Origin of the sequence: Nannocystis pusilla (assembly GCF_026626665.1) — a bacterium.
GTDB classification, from domain to species: Bacteria; Myxococcota_A; Polyangia; order Nannocystales; family Nannocystaceae; genus Nannocystis; species Nannocystis pusilla.
Genome location: NZ_JAPNKE010000002.1, coordinates 1,167,691 through 1,184,506, shown reverse-complemented (window position 1 = coordinate 1,184,506; position 16,816 = coordinate 1,167,691). Strand labels below are relative to the sequence as shown.

Here is a 16,816-nt window from a genome sequence, read left to right as displayed (position 1 = left end):
ATCGCCGCGGTCACGGCGTCGGCGCTGGCCTTGTCGCTCGACCCCTTGGCCACCGCGTCCGCCGCGATGCCGCCGGCGTAGAGCGCGACCAGCACCAGCGCGCGCGCGGAACGGCGCGCGCGGCCGGCGGATCGAGCAAGTCGGCGGTGACGACCAGCCACGGGTCGGCGAGCGCCGGTACCTGCAGCTTCAAGTAGAGCAGCCCGCCGAGCACCATCCCGCCGGTGAACACCCCCGCCAGCACCACGTACGCCAGCGCCAGCCCGAGCACCGCCGGCAGCCACAAGTAGCGCGCCTCGGCGATCCCGAGCCCGCGCAGCGCCGCCGTCTGGCGCGTCAGCGACATCCCGCCGAGCCAGGCCGCGACCGCGCTGCCCGACGTCGCCGCGAACAGGATCGCTGACAGCGGCGGCGCCAGGGCCAGCACGTGCATCGACCCGATCAGCGCGAAGATCTTGTCCGGCCGCACCGGCACCCCGCCGCCCGAGAACGCGCGGTGGAAGATGTACAGCAGGGTGAAGCCGACCAGCAGCGACACCGCGGCGATGAAGCCGAGCGGGCGCCACAGGCCCTGCGCGAAGGTCACCCGCGCGACCTCGGCGAAGTCGCGCGGGCGGGCCAGCGCCGCCGGAGCGGCCGCGAGGGCCCGGACCAGCACCGCGAACGGCGCCAACATGTCCCCGAGGACAGCTCGCAGCCGCGCCCCCAGGCGCCGCCGCGATCGCCCGCCCGCCTGACCTGTCTCTTTGGCCAGCAGCTCGCGCAGCGCCGCCCCGAGCGCCGCGACCGTCGCCGCCGCCGTCTCGCTGCGCGCGATCGGCAGCTCGACCAGGCGTCCCGCGGCCGCGTCGAGGTAGAGGAAGCGATCGGCGAAGCCGGCCGCGAACTCGAGGTCGTGGGTGATCGCCAGCGCGGCCGCGCTCTGCCCGGCGATCTGCCCGCGCAGGGCCGCTGCCAGGCGATCGACGCGGAGCGGATCGAGCCCGACCGAGGGCTCGTCGAGCAGCAAGATCCGCCGACCGCCCGCCAGCGTGCGCGCGACGGCCAGGCGCTGCGCCTCGCCGCCGCTGACGTGCGCGACCGCCTGCGCCTCGTCGCTCCAGCGCCGCGGCAGGTCGAGCGCGGCGATCCAGCGCTCGACCTCCTGCGGAGTGGCGGACACCGGCTGCTCGGCGTTGCGCAGCGCCAGGGCGATGTTACCGGCGGCGCTCAGGTGGTCGAGCAGCGCCCCGCGCTGCGGCACGATCCCGACCCCGCCGGCCGCCGTGAACGTGGCCGCCCGGACCGCGAACCCGCGCGCTCGCAGCCCGTCCGCGTCGTGCAGCGCCGCCATCAGCGTCGACTTGCCGGCCCCGCTGGCGCCGAACACCGCCGCGGTCTCGCCGGCCCGCAGCGTCAGCGCCAGCGCCTCGACCAGCGGCGCGCCGTCGGGCCGCGCGATGGTCAGCCCCTCGACGCGCAGCAGCACCGGCCGGTCCTCACCTCGCCGCTCCGCCCCGGTCTCGCCGCCGCCCGCGCTCACCTCGACCTGCCCCTTCGACCCTGTCGCTTCGGACCTGGCCCTTCACACATGTCCCAAAGCCATGACGACCCGCGGCGCCCGCAGCCGCGGCTCACTCCGCCAGCCAGGCCTGCAGGCGCTCCGCGTGGCGCTCCGGCAGCTCGATGCCGGGATTCCGGATCTCCGGCACCGCCGCCCCGTGGAAGTCCGAGCCGCCGGTGACCACCAGCTCGCGCCGCTTGGCCACGTTCAGCCACAGCCCGCGCTCCTGCGCCCCGTAGCGGCCGTAATAGGCCTCGATGCCCTCGAGCCCGGCCGACCGGTACTGCACGAACATCTCGTCGACCAGCTGCGGCGAGCGCAGCGTGCGGGTGGGCCAGCGACATCTTCGCCCCCGAGTTGCGGCCGAGGCGGAGGCCGTCGTCGAGCGACACCCGCTCGAGCGCGACGTCGGCCGGGCCGCCGTCGCGCAGGTAGCGTTCGAACGCCTCGCGCTGCGAGCGGACCACCCCGGCCTCGACCAGCGCGCGGGCCACGTCGGGCCGGCCGGGCGTGTGGCCGTGGGTGGCGATGAGGATCTTCTCGCCGTCGAGCTTGACCCCGAGCCGGCGCAGGCGGGCGATGATCGCCTTGAGGCGGGTGCGCCTGTCCTCGAGGACATGCTCGAGCCGGCCCTGCAGCGCCGTCAGCCCGGCCCCCTCGCGGACCCCGTAGATCAGCAGGTGGACCGTCTTGCCGGCGTGGCGGCAGCTCAGCTCGACCCCGCGCAGCACCCTCGTGTTCGGCAGCGCCGCCGCCGTCGCCTCGTAGCCGGCCACCGAGTCGTGGTCGGTCAGGCAGAACAGCTGCACGCCCTCGGCCTGGGCCCGCGTCGCCACCTCGGTCGGCGACAGACTGCCGTCCGAGCAGGTCGAGTGGCAGTGCAGGTCGACGCGCATCAATCCCTCTCGATCAGCGCGTAGCGCAGGCCGCGGTCGCGCACGACCAGGCTGGTGGCCCCGCAGTGCTGCATCGCCGCCACCAGGATCGTCAGCCCCGCGACGATCACGTCGGCGCGCGCCGGGTCGAGCGCGGGCCACAGGCGGCACCGCTCCGCGGCGGTCACCTGCGCCGCGCGGTCGCGGAGGTCGCGGACCTGGGCGTACGCGAACGCCGTGGCGTCGACCGCATCGCGCTCGTAGGCCGGCAGCTCGCGCAGCATCGCCGCCGCGGTCGTGACCGTGCCCGCGAGCCCGGTGAGGATCGGGTACGCCGCGAGCGGCTGTCCGCGCCGGAACGTGTCCAGCGCCTCGAGCTCGATCTGCGCCACCTCGGCCGGCTCCGGCGGGTCGTGCGACACGAAGCGCTCGTACAGCCGCACCGCGCCGATCGGGTGCGACACCGACGAGACCAATTGTTCGCCCTCGCCGACGGCCAGCTCCGTCGAGCCGCCGCCGATGTCGAGCACGCGCAGCGGCCCGGCCGAGCCGGTCTCCTGCGCCACCGAGCGGAACGACAGCTCGGCCTCCTCCGCGCCGCTGAGCAGCCGCACCGGCGCGCCGAGCACCTCGGCCGCGGGCCGCAGGAATTCGTCGCGGTTCTTGGCCAGGCGCACGCCCTCGGTCGTGACCGCCAGCGGCGTCGCCCCGTACTGCGCCGCGGTCGCGCGGTACTGCTTCAGCACTTCGAGCGTGCGCGCGATCGACTCGGGCGCCAGCACGCCGGTCGCCGCCACGCCCTTGCCGAGGCGGGTGATGGTGGCCTGGTCGAGCGCGATCTCGATGTCCTGGCCGCGCCAGCGGGCGACGAGCAGCAGGACGCTGTTGGTCCCGATATCGATGACCGCGCGCCAGGATCCTCGCGGATCCGCGGCGCGCGGCGTCGCAGGCTCACCTGAGTTTGGGGACATGTCCCGAAGGACCTACTCGCTGCGCGGGCCCCAGTCGGGCGTGGTGCCGGCCTTGGCGATGACCTGCTGGTTGTTGCCCTTGTCGTTGGCGACGACGATGCCGCCGACGGTCGACTGGAACGCGATCATGCGGCCGTCGGGCGACCAGCTCGGGTCGAGGTTGCGGCCCGGGTTCTGGGTCAAGCGCGCCAGCTTGCCGCTGCCGACGTCGATCGAGAAGATGTCGTAGCGGTTGGAGTTGTCGCGGCCGGCGTAGGCGACGAGGTTGGCGCGGGCGCCCTGGCCGGGGTTCCAGTCGGGCGTCTGGTTGTAGCTGCCCTGCTTGGTCAGGCGGGTCGCGCCGGCCCCGTTGGAGCCCATGCGGAACACCTGCGGGCCGCCCGAGCGGCTCGACACGAACGCGAGCTGGTTCGCGCCCGGGCTCCACGTCGGCGAGCCGTCGATCGCCGCGTTGTTGGTGAGGCGGGCCTTGATCGTGCCGCCGGTGTCGATGAGGTAGATCTCGGAGTTGCCGTCCTTCGACAGCGTCAGCGCGATGCTCGAGCCGTCGGGGCTCATCACGCCGCCGAGGTTGAGGCCGCGCTGGGTGCTGATCCGGCTCAGCGAGCCGCCGGAGCTCATCCACAGGTCGGGGTTGCGCTTGGCGTAGGAGGTGAAGAGCACCTGCCCGCCGGGGCCGATCGACGGCGAGATGTTGAGCGAGCGGTTGTTGGTGATCGAGGCCGGCGACTCGCCGTTCATCTCGACCGTGAACACGTTCTTCGTGACCGTCGGCGTGCGGTTGGTGCGGACGAACGCGATGCGCGAGCCGAACACACCCGGGATCTTGGTGTAGTGCTCGATCACGTCGTTCATGAACCGGTTCGCGGCCTTGAGCGGATCGTTGGCCGCGTAGCCGCGCGACAGCACCGGCTTGCCGCCGGCGCCCATGTCGAACAGGCGGAACTTGAACTGACCGCCGACCTCGTCGGCGAGGATCACGGCCTGGGCGCCGATGTCCTGCCAGCCCTTCTGGTCGAAGTCGTTGGCCTTGATCAGCGCGGCCGGGATGCTGCGCCGGTCGATGACCTCGAAGCCGCTCGAGATCAACGCGTTCTTGCGCAGGATGTCGCCGATGCGGCCGTCGGCTGGGACCGCGAGACGCAGCAGCGTGAACCCGCCGCCGAGGTCGACCTCCGAGCCCGCGGCCGGAGCCGCGTTGGCCAGGGCCGGCTGTTTGCCCGCGTAAAACGAGGCGCTGAGCAGGAGGGTGGCGAGGAAAGAAGTTCCGAGCAGGGTCCGCTTCATGGGCGATGGCACCTTCTGAGCGTGCCAACCATACCCGCCAGTCAAGCCCTGGGGAACCCCCCCGCGGGCCAATGTGGCCCTTTCGACCGCGGCCGCGCTGGGGGCCCGCTGCACCGGCCGGCCGCCGCAACCGGCCGGACGACGCCTCAGCCGGCCGCTCGCGGACAAAATGTCAACTGCCGGGCCGAGCCGCGGCTCCTATCCACTCTACTTGACCGAGCCGGCGCCGGCACCCTTGCCGCGCCAGGTGAACTCGTACTGGATCTTCTTGCACTTGCCCTTGAGCAGGTCGGCCACGCCCGCCGGGACGCTGACCTTGAGCCCCTCGATGGTGCTCTTGATCCGCGCGTCCAGCGTGGCGTCGCCCGTGCCCTGCTTCTGCTGCGCCGACAGCTTGCCGTCGGGGCAGACCTCGAGGCGGAACTTGAAGGTCGCGTCCTTGCCCTCGGCGCCGAAGGTGCCGACCTTCATGCCGTTTAGCACCTTCATGACCTCGGTGGCCCACGGGTCGCCTTCCTTGAAGGTGTCGGACCAGCCGTCCGACGAGCCGAAGGGATCGCCGGGCAGCTGCTTGACCGTGGGCAGGTCGTTGTGCGGCGTGTTCGAGTCCTGATTCTTGTCGGACTCCTTGGCGCCCTTCTTGTTGGGGTCGGGCTTCTCGGTCGACTTGGTGTCGTTCTTCTTCGGCTCGTTCTTCTTCGGCTCGGTGGTCGGCTTGGCCTTCTCGTCGTCGGTCACCGTCGTCTCGGCGGCCTGCTCGGCCGCGACCGTCTTCTCGACGATGATCTTCTCCGGGATCTCCGTCGGGTCGAGCTTGGGCCCGAGCCGCACCAGCTTGCCGGGCATGAACTCCATCTCGAGCTCGTCGTCGTCCTCGCCGGCCGAGACCTCGAAGGTCGGCCCGAACATCACCAGCGCGGCCACTCCGCCGGTGAGCAGCGCCGAGCCCAGCAGGCTGCCGAAGAACGCAGTCGGGTTGCGCAGGATGTCGCCGAACTGGCGGCCCAGCTCGACGAACGGCGACAGCAGCATCGGCACGGTGCGGACTTTGATCTCGGACATCGCTCGTTCCCTCTCAGGTGCGCGGCGGGACCTTCGGGTCGGTCAAGAAGCCGACCTTGGACACCCCGGCCGTACGCAACGCGACGAGGAGCTCGACGATCCGGCTGAACTCGATGTTCGAGTCGCCCTGGATGAAGGCCACCCCGTCCTGCTTGAGGCGCGCGTTGCTGCTGAGCTCGTTGGCCATGGTCGCGGGGTCGCGCGAGAGCGCGACCGTGCCCATGAAGACGTCGCCCTTGGCGTCGACCGACACCGTGGCCAGCAGGAATTGCTCCTGCGCGATCGCCTGCGCCTTGGCCTTCGGCACCGCGATCTTCTGCGGCTGCTTCGGCGCCATCATCGGCGTCGACACCATGAAGATGATGAGCAGACACAACATCACGTCGACCAGCGGCGTGACGTTGATCGCCGAGACCGGGCCCTCGCCCTGGATCGCGTCTGCTGTGACCTTGCTGCTCATGCGTCCACCGTGATCGTAGCAGGCGACCGATTAGAAGAAGTGGCGCTTGACGATGTTGGTGTAATCGCTGCCGAACGTCGTCATCTCGGCGCCGAGCACCTTGATGCGGCGGTTGAAGTAGTTGTACGCCATGACCGCCGGGATCGCGCTCATCAGCGACGTCGCGGTCGCCACCAGCGCCTCGGCGATCGGGCCCGAGACCGTCGCCAGGTCGGCCGAGCCGGACGCGGCGATGGCGGAGAACGCCTCCATGATGCCCCACACCGTGCCGAGCAGACCGACGAACGGCGCGGCCGAGCCGATGGTGGCCAACAGCGGCATCAGGTTCTCGAGCTTGGTGGTCTCGCTGACCTTGGCGCGGGCCAGCGCGCGCTCGATGTTCTCGAGCCCGTCCATCTTCTCGTGCATCGAGCCGGTGGTCTCGTTCTGGCCCTTCTTGACCTTGGACAGCTCGATGTAGCCGGCGCGGAACATCGCCGCCAGCGGGCTGTACTTGAGCTGCTCGGCGACCCGGTAGATGTCGTCGAGGCGCTTCGACTCCCAGAACCGGTCGAGGAACGTGATCGACTGCGACTGCGCCTGGCTGATGTGGATCAGCTTGTAGAGAATCACGAAGATCGTGGTGAAGATCGAGGTGACCAGCAGGATGGCGACCACGAGCACGAGGCCCTTGGCGCCGAACAGCAGGTGGACGATGTCGATCTCGGCGAGCAAGCTGGGCGCGGGAAGCAACACGCCGGCAGGCTACACGCCCCCGCCCGGCCCCGTCAAACCGCGGGTCGCCCCCGACGGTTACGGTTTTGCTATCCTCCCGGCCGTGCCTCGCCCCACCCAAGCGCTCGCGCCCGCGCCGGGCTCGCACCTGCGGCGGGGCCCGAGCCCGGCGGCGGGAGCGATCCTCGCGCTCGCCACGGCGGCCGCGTGCGTGCGCGACAAAGGCGAGGTCGAGCTCAATTGGACGGTCGTCGACGCCGCCGGCCGCTCGATCTTCCCCGCCGGCGAGCTGGACGACATCTGCGGCGCCAACGTCGGCGGCGACAAATTCGGCGACCTGTGCGGCTTCATCGGCCGCACCACCGCCGACGGCCCGCGCCGCCCCTACCGGCTGCGGACGCAGCTTCGCCTGTGCGAGCCCGATTGCCCGGAGGCCTGCGCCACCGACGAGTCGTGCCAGATCGACGTCCTCACCTACGGCTGCGAGGCCGCCCGAGGGTTCTCCATCGTCGCGGCCCGCGAGGAAGAGCCCTACGACTTCGAGGTCGCGCTGGTCGCCGAGTTCGAAGACCGATGCGTCTGCGAGCTCGGCCCCGCCTGCGCCCTGACCCCCGGTCCGCGCACCCGCAGAGTCGAGCCGGGCCTCTTGACCGACCTGCAGGTCTACCTCTTCGTGCTCACCGGCCTCGACGCCTGCGTGCAGGAGCCGCCGGAGCAGGGGCGCACCGTCATGGACCTCGAAGGATGCTGCGAAGGCTGCTCCTAGGGACCTGGCTCTTGGGGCCGGCGTGCGTCTTGCCCGCGGGCGGCGCCACCGGCCTCGAGCTGACGTGGACCGCGCGCGAGGCCAACGCGGTCGACGGTCCTGAAGCTCGCCGGGTGCGCACCTGCGAGGGGGCGGGACTGTCCGGCGTGACGGTGCGGGTGATCGACGCCGGCGACCCCGCGCGCGACCGCGTGTTCGCGTACGCGTGTGAGACCGGCAACATGTCGCCGGCGGCGCGGGCCGTCGAGACGCCGGAGATCTTCCTCGACCTCCGCCCCGGCACTTACGCCTTGACGGCCAGCGGCCGGGCCGCCGAGGAGGCGCCGCTCGTCGCGGCGGCGGCCGTCGGCGAGGTCGAGAGCCACGCCATCACGGCGGTCGACCTCGAGCTGGAGCGCGCGACGCAACCGCTCGACCTCGCGTTGACCGGCGCCTGCAGCGACCTCGTGGTCTCGCTGCGCTACGCCGACCCCGCCGCCGACCTGTTCCTCGCCGAGGCCGACGAGCCGCCCGCGCTGTACCGCGAGAACTTGAGCAGCGACCGCGGCCTGCGCCTGAGCGGCCAGGAGCAAGCCTGCGCCGGCCTCCAGGGCGCGCACCGCGTCGCCGACGTCGACCCCGGCCGCTATCGCCTCGACCTCGAGATCGACGGCCGCAGCTGCTCGCACGCCGTGACAATCGAAGACTCACCCGTCCTGGTCGCCCTGGACCTTGAAAACCCCGCCTGTGACGGATAGACCGGCCCTGATGCTCCGCGCCCGCCTCGCCCCCCTCGCGCTCGCGACCGTCGCCGCGGCCGGCTGCGCGGAGGACCCCAGCTTCGCGGTCCGCTGGCGCCTGCAGCCCCTCGACCAGGTCGAGGTCAGCGAGGCCGCCGAGCTCGTCTCGGTCGATCAGTGCACGGAGCTCGGCATCAGCCGGATCCGCGTCAGCACCCGCGACGGCGGCAACGCCCTGCTCGACGAGCGCGAGTTCCCGTGCTTCCCCGCCGGCTCTGAAACCCTGACGCCCGCGCGCCGGGGCCCGAGGTCGGCGCCGGCACGTACAGCGTCACCGTCACCGCGCTCGGCCGGCGCGACGTCCAGTTCTGCGCCGACGAGCCCACCAGCGTCGTCGACACCGACGGCAGCGAGGTCGACACCTCCTGCAAGAAGGTGCTCGCCTCGACCGCTCAGGACGTCGTGATCAGCGCGGCCGGCGAGGGCAAGCCGCTCGACGTCGTCATCGTCGGCGCGCCGCAGTGCAGCGACGGCATCGACAACGACCGCGACGGTTACACCGACCTCGCCGACCCGTCCTGCGCGGGCGACCGCGCCGGCCTCGAGATCGGCGACAGCGCCGGCGCCCAGCTCGTCGTCCGTCCGGAGCTCATGAGCGGCAACCCGAGCGCCTCCTGCGGCGGCCTCGGGCTCATCGACATCGAGGTGGCGATCGACGGGCCGACGGCCACGAAGCTCCGCTTCCCCTGCACCACCACCGCCCAGACCTTCACCGAGTCGCTCGATCCCGGCGACTACACCCTCTCGGTCGCCGGCCTCGCCGCGAACGGCAAGAAGCTGGCCGTGCCCGCGCTCGACGCCGACGTCACGTCCTTCACGCTGGCGCCGGAGGGCTTCCAGAGCGTCGACCTGCTCGCCGACTTCACGATCGCCAGCTTCCTCGCGCCGATCGAGGCCGGCTTCTCGTTCTCGCTGGCGCTCCTCAGCGGCCCCGACGAGCTGCCCTTCACGACGTGCACGCCGGAGCCGGGCCTCGTGATCGACCGCGCGCGGATCACCGTCCTCGACGCCGACCTGCAGGTCGTCCCGACGGCCGCGCTGCGTGACGGCCAGAACCCGCCGATCGTGCTCGACGGCGTCGCCACCGTCCCCTGCGCCGAGCTCGGCAAGATCCGCGACATCGAGCCGCTGGTGTGGGACGACGCGCCGATGGCCCACGAGGAGCTGTACCTGCGCATCGAGGCGTACGCCGCCGGCTCCGACGAGCCGTGCTACGGCAACGGCGACGACCCGACGCCGGCCGCCCCGAACGCGAGCCTGGCCATCGAACTGCCGCGGATCGCCTTCGACGGCGCGTGCGCCGAAATGACGGACCCATGACCGACACACCCGAACAACCCGGCACCGTAGCCCCGCCCGCCGCGTCGACGCCCCGCTCGGACTCCCGCCGCAAGCGTCGCGGCACCGGCCCGTTCCTCACCGCCGAGCAGGAGATCGCGCAAGCCCAGGAGGCCGCCCGCGCGCGCAACCCTGCCCCCGTGGCGGCGCTGACGAACGAGCGACCGCTCACCCCCAAGTTCGGCCGCTACGAGCGCGCCGACTTCGAGCGGGTCGAGTCGATGCTGGGCAGCTTCGCCACCCGGCGCTTCGGTCCGTTCGTCACCCAGGTGATGAACGGCTTCTTCGGCGGCGCCACGCCGGCCGAGAAGAACAACGCCGACCTGCGCCGCGCCGCCCAGACGTTCTGCCTGTACGGCTACCGCGACCCCAAGGGCGTCCGCCTGGTCGACATGTTCACCAGCGCCGGCGTGCCGCTCGAGGGCCGCCAGCGCGCCGCCCTCGACGCCTGCCTGCAGGCGCGCCTCCTGCTGGTCGCCGTCGACGACGTGAACCCCGGCAAGCAGCGCGTGCGCGGCAAGGACCTGCTGCGCGACGAGCCCGTCACCCTCACCGACAGCAACCTGTCGCAGGCCCTGCGCCCGGGCGACCGCGTGCTGACCTGGTCGATCCCGTGGGGCACCAGTTGGCAGCCGATCGGCGTCGGCCAGCGCCTCGAGGCCCGCCGCGCCGTCGTCCTCGACCGCGGCCTCGAGCAGCTGTGCGACCAGCTCCGCGCGGTCAAGCGCGAGCTGCCCGACCGCCACGGCCCCAACCTGTTCTGGCTGGTCCACCGGATCGCCAACGCCCCGATCGGCTGAGGCTGACTCTTCGGGCATGTCCTCTCGGACATGCCCCGCAGACCATGGTCTGAAGGGCATGTCCGCGAGGACATGCCCTTCGGATCATCGAAGGACGAACGCGGGCTCCCGGACCCGCGTCGTCGCCTCAGCGACGGCGTCGCCGGCTGGCCAGCAGACCGAGCCCCACGAGCGCGAGCAGGCCCCCGCCCGGCGCGCCGTCGCTGCGGCAGCCGCAGCCGGCGGCGTCGTTCTGCCCGCCGCCGCCGGTGGCAGAGTCGGGCCCGCTGCTGCCCGAGCTGTCGGTGTCCGTATCGCTGGCGCTGGTCGTCGGCGCGCCCTCGGGGAAGCGGGGCCAGCCGTGGGCCAGGTTCCACTCCTCGATCTTCTTGTTGATCGCGGCGGTGTTGTTGACGAGGTGCATCGGCTTGCCCTTGAGGGCGACCTGCTGGACCTCCTCGGCCCACCACATCTCGCCGATGAAGTCCGGCCACGGCCCGCCGCCCGGCACGAAGATCTCGCGCTCGTCGGGCAGCGTGACCACGCTGTTGCCGTCGCACAGGTTGTACTCGGTGGCCGAGCGGAAGCTCGGCACCTCCGGCAGATCCGGGTTGATGTGGAAGATCGGGTCCGCGATCATCTCGTTGGGCGAGATGACCGTGTACATGCGCGTCAGGTACGGGTAGGTGTCGATCAGCTCCTGCGCGCGCTCGCCGGGGGCGATGATCCGGCTGTCGAGCGCCTGCGCGAACGCGCTGCCGTCGCCCCACGCCATCGCGTCGATCTGGTCGGCGTAGGCCGGCAGGTTGGCGTAGAACTCCTCCGCCGACAGGCCGTCGGGCACCGGCAAGAAGTCGTTGAGCAGGCTCTCCACCAGCGGGTGGTTGTAGAAGCAGAAGTCGGCGCCGAAGCAGTTCGCCAGGCCCTGGTCGTTGAGCGTGCTTACGACCTGTTCGGGCGGCAGACCGACGAACGCCGACTCGTTCCACGACGTGCTGTAGAAGTTGAACGCGAACGGCTGGACCACGCTCGACGGCCCGGCGTACTCGGTCACGAACGCCAGGCCCTCGGCCTCGAGGTCGTCGACCGCCTTGGTGATGACGTCCTTGTAGTTGGCCGCGAATTGCAGCCAGTCGATCTTCAGCGGATTGACGAGGACGTGGCGGTAGTTGGTCGGCGCCGCGCGGCTATTGCCGAGCACGAACACGCGGATGTCCATGTTCTCGATCGACGCGAACCGCGTCAGCCGCAGCGGGAAGCAGTTCTCGTTCGACGGGTAGCGCAGCACGATCGGGTGCACGTCGCCGCCGTCCGACCCGGCCGCCAGCTTGAGCGCGACGATCACCTGGCCCTCGTCGAGGTACTGCTGCAGCACCATCTCCGAGCCGTCGATCCACTGATAGTCGTTGTCGATCAGCCACTGCTTGATCGGCTCGATCGTCTGATCTTGCAGCACCACGATCTCGAACGCGCCCGCGGTGGTCTTGAACACCACCGGGTCCTCGCCGCCGTCGGTGTCGGCGCCGCTGGTGCTGCCGCCGGCCGAGTCACCGGGGGCGCCGGTGCCCGTCGCGTTGGTCGTGATCCCGCCGGAGATGCCGTCCTCGCCGCACACCTCGAACGTCTGCTGCAGCTGGTACGTCGGCACCGACGAGTTCAGCAGCGCGTCGAACAGCGGCTGCGAGCCGACCTCGAACTCGGGGATCTGGGCGATCGGGATCAGCCACGCGAACTTCTGCGCGTTGGTGTTGGGGTCGATGCTGATCTGGATGTGGACCTCGACCTCGTTCTGATTGAGGACGAAGAGCACGTTCTCGCCGTCCTGATTGACGGGCATCGCGTTCGGCAGGCCGCCGTCGCAGAACACGCCGCCGCACGCCTCGGCGGTCTGCGGGATCGCCAGGGTCCACGCCGCGCCGAGCGCCGCACACAACAACAGGGAAGTTCGCATCACCGGTCTCCGATCTCGCAAGTCAAAACAGTCGACCACGGCAGGGTCGCACACGCCTGCACGACCCGCCAGGGACTGGCCATTGCGGCCCAAAAGCCCCGTTCGGCCGCTGCAACACGTTGCAGCGCGCGGCGATCAGGTGCGGAACGTGTAGGCCCGCTGGCCGTGGACTCGCGCGACGCCGCGCGGCCGCGGCTGCATCGCGCCGCGCAGCTCGGCCATCATCTCGAGCGACGGGCTCGGGTCGCTCGGCGACTGCGGCGGCACCACGTCGAGGGTGAAGCGGATGTCGGGCGACGGCTCGATCGACCGCAGATACTGCAGGCAGAACTCGCGCGCCTCGTTCTCGTCGGTGGCCAGCACGGTCAAACCGGTGGTGTAGCCGTCGGTGTTCTCGGGCCAGTGCTCGGGCCGCTCGCCGGCCTCCGCGCGCGCGACCACCGTGTACATGCTGACCTGCGGCGAGCGCCCGTGGTCCGCCTCGTTGAGACAGTCGAGGATGTGCGGCGTGATCCACTCGCGCTGGCCGGCCAGCCGCGCGACCTCGCGGGCCTCGCCCTGGCGGCCGTTCTGCCACAGCGCTTCGAAGATCTCCTCCGCGACCAGGCTGCAGTAGCCGAGCTGCCCGGGGTCCTGGGCGTAGCGCCGCTCGAGCAGATCGAGCGCGCCGTAGAGCAGGCCGAGCGCCTCGTCGAGGTCGCAATCGGCGGCCGACAGGCGCCAACCGCCGAGCACCGCGAGCGTCAGCGCGTTGCCCTTGTCGAGCTGGCGGGCCCGCTCGAGCGCGCCCAGGGCTTGCTCGTAGCGACCGAGGCGATAGAGCGTGATCGCCTTGTTGTACTGCGCCCCCGCGTCTCGGGGTCGAGGCTCAGCGCGAAGTCGAAGCGATCGATCGCCTCGTCGAGGCGGTCGAGGTCGGACAGACAGATGCCGTGCTCGACCAGGATCTCGACGTTGATCGAGTCGTCGCTGAGGTAGAGGTCGTAGATCTGTTCGGCCTCTTCGAGCCGACCCTGGCGCCGCAGCAACGCCCCGAGCGCCGCGATCGCCTCGTACATCCCGCCGTGCGGGTCGCACTCGTTGGCCCGGCGATAACAGACCTCCGCGTCCATCTCGCGCCCGAGTCGCTCGAGCACCGCGCCGAGGTTGTAGTGCTGCAGGCCGCCGCCCGGGTCGTGATCGATCGCCGATTCGAACGCCTCGCGGGCCTTCTCGAGGTCGCCGACCAGATCCTGCACGTTGCCGAGCGCGATCAGGACGTCGGGCTCGCGCGGAAATCGTTCGCGGCCCTGCGGGCCAGCGTCAGCGCGTGGTCGAGTTCACCGGTCTCACACAACCCGCGGACCCACATGCAGTACATCCGCACGAGGTCGTCGGGCGGGAGATCGGGCTCCCAACAGCTTCGCAACAAGCGGACCGCCGAATCCGCGGCGCCCTGGTTCAGCAGGGTCGCGATCGCGTCGAGTTGGGGAAGAGAAGACATGGGAAAGCCAGGGATTTGCCAGGCTGAAGGGCCGTGGGGTTATGGTTTTTGCACGGGCCCTCGCGCTTGGCAATCCTGGGGATTTCGCCCGCTCGCTTTCTCGCCCGACCCCCGGATTTTACGCGCCTTCGCGTCCGCCGCGAGTGGCACCAGTGGCGGGAGAACGTCGCACATTGCGACGACCGGCGAGCCAGGCGAGCGTCCGCCGCGGCAACGCGCGGGCGAGCAGCGCCACCAGAGCCGAGGCCACGCCGTCGTGCGATACGGCCCGTCCGGCCAGCGCGTCGCGCAGCGCTAGGGCCACCACCCGCTCCGGCGTCGCGGCCTCGGAGATCGGCCCACGCACGCCGGCGAGCGCGAAGAACTCGGTCGCCACCGGCCCTGGACACACTGCGCACACCTCGATCCCACGCGGCCGCAGCTCTTCGCGCAGCGCATACGCCAGAGAGATCACGAAGCTCTTGCTGGCTGCATAGGCCGCGAAATAGGGCGAAGGCACATACCCCGCCGCAGATGCGACCAGCACCAGCCGCGAGCCGCGAGCCATCCAGGGCAAAATCCCGTGTGTCAGCAAGGAAAGTGCGCGAATGTTCAGGTCGAGCATGCGCGCCAGCGATTCGGCGTCCTGGTCGGCGAATGGCCCGAGGTGCCCGACGCCGGCGCAGGCCACGAACAGGCGCACGGCAGGTCGTTCGTCTCGCACGCGCGCGAGCACGGCCTCGGTCCCGGCCGGCGTCGCCAGATCGGCCGTGATCGGCACCCCGAGTCCGCGCGGCAGCTCGCGCGCGATCGCGTGCAGGCGCTGCTCGCGGCGCGCGACGAGCCAGATCTGCGCCAGGTCGGCGAACGCCGGGTGCGCGGCGATCGCCCGCGCGAACGTCTCGCCGAGCCCCGCCGAGGCCCCCGTCACGATGGCGATCGGGCGCCCCGTCATGTCAGCGCGGCCAGGCGGTCGCGGACGATCCCGAGGAACATCGCCACGCCGGTCGGGATGAGGTCGTCGTCGAAGTCGAAGTCGGGGTGGTGGCAGACCGGCGTGTCCTCGTCGCCGCGGCGGGCCCCGAGGAAGAAGTACGCCGCCGGCACCGCTTGCGCGAAGTAAGCGAAGTCTTCGCCGCCCGCGAGCGGCAGGCCCGCGTTCGACACCCGTTCGCGGCCGAGCACGGCGGCGCCGACGCGGACCACCGCGTCCACGCAGGTCGCGTCGTTCATCGTCACCGGGTAGCCGACCTCGATCTGCAGGTCGATGTCCACCGCGAACGTCGCCGCGGTGCCGCTCACCACCTCGCGCACGCGCTCCAGCACCCGCTCGGTGGTGCTCGGGTCGAACGTGCGGATCGTGCCCTTCATGTGCGCGACGTCGGGGATCACGTTGTGCGTCGTGCCCGCCGTGAATTGCGTGATGGACACCACCGCCCCGCCGACATAGCCGAGCCCGCGCGACACCACGGTCTGCAGCGCCGTCACGAGGTGAGCCCCGGCCACGATCGGATCGCGGCACAATTGCGGCTGGCTGCCGTGCCCGCCCTTGCCGCGGACCGTGATCGCAAGCATGTGGACCTGCGCCAGCATCGGCCCGACCTGCACGCGCAGCTCGCCTTTCGGGTACGCCGGCCAGTTGTGAAGCCCGTAGATCTCGCGCACGCCGGCCAGCGCGCCCGCGTCCACCATCACCTTCGCGCCGCCGCCGCGGACCCCCTCCTCGGCTGGCTGAAAGACCAGGCGGACGTTGCCCCCGCGCACCGACTCGCGATGGCGCGCGAGGATGTCGGCGACCCCGAGCAGGATCGCCGTGTGACCGTCGTGGCCGCACTTGTGCGCGCGCCCGGCGTGGATCGAGCGATACGGCAGGTCGGTGCTCTCGTGCATCGGCAGGCAGTCGAGGTCGGCCCGCAGCGCGATCGTCGGCCCGCTCGCGTGCGGGTGCAGGTCGGCCACCAGCCCCGTCTCTGCGCAATTGCGCGGCTGATATCCGCGCTCCTCGAGCCACGCGCGGACCAGCGCCTGCGTGCGCACCTCTTCGAAGCCCAGCTCCGGGTGGCGATGGAGGTCGTGGCGGATCTCTCGCAAGCGCTCGGTGAGCGCCTCGATCTCGGCGCGCGGGTCGGTCCAGGACATGTCGGCAAGCTAGACCATCCTCCGCGCCGACGCGACCGCTTGCCCGTCTGCGGGCTCGCGCGCATCCTGGGGTCCATGAGCGGCAGCACGCCTCGCGGCCCGATTCGCAGCAAAGCGCTTGTCCTTTACGAGGGCGTGCTCACCGCCCACCGCTCCTGCGGGATCGCCCTCGCCGAGGCCTTCGATCGCCCGCCCGCCGCATATCAATCGCTGCGGCGCGGCGGGATCACCGGCCAGGGCACCTGCGGTGCGGTCGTGGCCGGCCAGCTGCTCCTCGGCGAGTTCCTCGGCGATCCCGACCCGACCGGCAAGGTCACCCCGGCCTTGCGGGCTGCCATGACCCGTTATCTCGCGCGGGTCGAGGCAGAGCTCGATCGCGGCTCCAGCCCCGACCTCGTGTGCAACAACCTCACGAGCCCGCACGGCGAGTTCCTCGGTCCCGCTCGCCACGGCTTCTGCACCGCCCTGGTCGGCCAGGTCGCGCAGCTCGTCGACGACACCCTGCGCGAGCACGGCGTGGCCCACACCGCCACGCCCGTCACGCTGGCCGACGGGCGCCGGTACGACCCGACGCTCGACCTCGAACCTGCCCCGAAGACCAGCTGAGCGGGCGGACGGCGGGCGATTGCGCCGGCCCCGGACGTCGTGCCAACCTTGGCGCATGCAAGAGCCGCAGGCCAACCTTTCGCC

General features: G+C 71.3%; 19 protein-coding genes. 6 read left to right on the top strand and 13 right to left on the bottom strand.

Annotated elements, in window-relative coordinates:
- Positions 1 to 10: 10 nt before the first annotated feature.
- The 7 genes from OV079_RS05305 to OV079_RS05275 all read right to left on the bottom strand — a co-directional run bounded on the left by OV079_RS05305 (position 11) and on the right by OV079_RS05275 (position 6,933).
- Positions 11 to 1,522: an ATP-binding cassette domain-containing protein gene (locus tag OV079_RS05305; RefSeq protein ID WP_267766614.1), complete on the bottom strand. Its 1,512-nt coding sequence runs from the start codon at positions 1,520 to 1,522 to the stop codon at positions 11 to 13.
- Entirely contained in the window at positions 1,519 to 2,439 is a 921-nt protein-coding gene (locus tag OV079_RS05300; RefSeq protein WP_267766613.1) for a PHP domain-containing protein, read from the bottom strand. Before OV079_RS05300 ends, OV079_RS05305 begins: the two co-directional genes overlap by 4 nt.
- Positions 2,439 to 3,389: a Ppx/GppA phosphatase family protein gene (locus OV079_RS05295; protein WP_267766612.1), complete on the bottom strand. Its 951-nt coding sequence runs from the start codon at positions 3,387 to 3,389 to the stop codon at positions 2,439 to 2,441. The genes OV079_RS05300 and OV079_RS05295 overlap by 1 nt, the downstream gene beginning before the upstream one ends.
- Before the next feature lie 12 nt (positions 3,390 to 3,401).
- Positions 3,402 to 4,676, bottom strand: a complete 1,275-nt coding sequence (locus OV079_RS05290) for a hypothetical protein (RefSeq protein ID WP_267766611.1) — start codon at positions 4,674 to 4,676, stop codon at positions 3,402 to 3,404.
- Between the two features lie 207 nt (positions 4,677 to 4,883).
- A complete protein-coding gene (locus tag OV079_RS05285) occupies positions 4,884 to 5,738 on the bottom strand; it encodes a hypothetical protein (RefSeq protein WP_267766610.1) in 855 nt (284 codons plus the stop codon).
- 13 nt (positions 5,739 to 5,751) lie between these two features.
- Positions 5,752 to 6,198 (bottom strand): biopolymer transporter ExbD, encoded by a 447-nt coding sequence (locus tag OV079_RS05280; RefSeq protein ID WP_267766609.1) that lies wholly within the window; start codon positions 6,196 to 6,198, stop codon positions 5,752 to 5,754.
- A gap of 30 nt (positions 6,199 to 6,228) precedes the next feature.
- The gene (locus tag OV079_RS05275; protein ID WP_267766608.1) at positions 6,229 to 6,933 is read right to left on the bottom strand and encodes a MotA/TolQ/ExbB proton channel family protein; all 705 of its coding nucleotides are present in this window, start codon (positions 6,931 to 6,933) and stop codon (positions 6,229 to 6,231) included.
- Positions 6,934 to 7,015: 82 nt separating this feature from the next.
- Between OV079_RS05275 and OV079_RS05270 the strand changes: the two genes are divergently transcribed.
- The 5 genes from OV079_RS05270 to OV079_RS05250 are packed head-to-tail and all read left to right on the top strand — an operon-like array spanning position 7,016 to position 10,595.
- Positions 7,016 to 7,678, top strand: coding sequence for a hypothetical protein (locus tag OV079_RS05270; RefSeq protein WP_267766607.1), 663 nt, complete (start codon positions 7,016 to 7,018; stop codon positions 7,676 to 7,678).
- A gap of 11 nt (positions 7,679 to 7,689) precedes the next feature.
- Positions 7,690 to 8,415, top strand: coding sequence for a hypothetical protein (locus OV079_RS05265; protein WP_267766606.1), 726 nt, complete (start codon positions 7,690 to 7,692; stop codon positions 8,413 to 8,415).
- Between the two features lie 10 nt (positions 8,416 to 8,425).
- Positions 8,426 to 8,863, top strand: a complete 438-nt coding sequence (locus OV079_RS05260) for a hypothetical protein (protein WP_267766605.1) — start codon at positions 8,426 to 8,428, stop codon at positions 8,861 to 8,863.
- Positions 8,833 to 9,777, top strand: a complete 945-nt coding sequence (locus tag OV079_RS05255; RefSeq protein WP_267766604.1) for a hypothetical protein — start codon at positions 8,833 to 8,835, stop codon at positions 9,775 to 9,777. The genes OV079_RS05260 and OV079_RS05255 overlap by 31 nt, the downstream gene beginning before the upstream one ends.
- Positions 9,774 to 10,595 carry a DUF7986 domain-containing protein gene (locus tag OV079_RS05250; RefSeq protein WP_267766603.1) on the top strand — a complete coding sequence of 274 codons (822 nt, stop codon included), beginning with the start codon at positions 9,774 to 9,776 and terminating at the stop codon, positions 10,593 to 10,595. The genes OV079_RS05255 and OV079_RS05250 overlap by 4 nt, the downstream gene beginning before the upstream one ends.
- Before the next feature lie 127 nt (positions 10,596 to 10,722).
- Here the strand turns inward: OV079_RS05250 and OV079_RS05245 are convergent, their stop codons facing one another.
- The 6 genes from OV079_RS05245 to OV079_RS05220 all read right to left on the bottom strand — a co-directional run bounded on the left by OV079_RS05245 (position 10,723) and on the right by OV079_RS05220 (position 16,126).
- Complete coding sequence (locus OV079_RS05245) at positions 10,723 to 12,525, bottom strand: DUF2330 domain-containing protein (protein ID WP_267766602.1); 1,803 nt, start codon at positions 12,523 to 12,525, stop codon at positions 10,723 to 10,725.
- 135 nt (positions 12,526 to 12,660) lie between these two features.
- Positions 12,661 to 13,260, bottom strand: a complete 600-nt coding sequence (locus OV079_RS05240; RefSeq protein WP_267766601.1) for a hypothetical protein — start codon at positions 13,258 to 13,260, stop codon at positions 12,661 to 12,663.
- A gap of 8 nt (positions 13,261 to 13,268) precedes the next feature.
- Positions 13,269 to 13,763, bottom strand: a complete 495-nt coding sequence (locus OV079_RS05235) for a tetratricopeptide repeat protein (RefSeq protein WP_267766600.1) — start codon at positions 13,761 to 13,763, stop codon at positions 13,269 to 13,271.
- Positions 13,764 to 13,777: 14 nt separating this feature from the next.
- Positions 13,778 to 14,008, bottom strand: coding sequence for a hypothetical protein (locus tag OV079_RS05230; protein ID WP_267766599.1), 231 nt, complete (start codon positions 14,006 to 14,008; stop codon positions 13,778 to 13,780).
- A 118-nt stretch (positions 14,009 to 14,126) separates the two neighbouring features.
- On the bottom strand, positions 14,127 to 14,942 hold the full coding sequence (locus OV079_RS05225) for an SDR family NAD(P)-dependent oxidoreductase (RefSeq protein ID WP_267766598.1): 816 nt from the start codon (positions 14,940 to 14,942) through the stop codon (positions 14,127 to 14,129).
- Positions 14,939 to 16,126, bottom strand: a complete 1,188-nt coding sequence (locus tag OV079_RS05220) for a M20 metallopeptidase family protein (RefSeq protein ID WP_267766596.1) — start codon at positions 16,124 to 16,126, stop codon at positions 14,939 to 14,941. The genes OV079_RS05225 and OV079_RS05220 overlap by 4 nt, the downstream gene beginning before the upstream one ends.
- Positions 16,127 to 16,261: 135 nt before the next feature.
- Between OV079_RS05220 and OV079_RS05215 the strand changes: the two genes are divergently transcribed.
- Entirely contained in the window at positions 16,262 to 16,732 is a 471-nt protein-coding gene (locus OV079_RS05215; protein WP_267766595.1) for a C-GCAxxG-C-C family protein, read from the top strand.
- Positions 16,733 to 16,816: the final 84 nt, after the last annotated feature.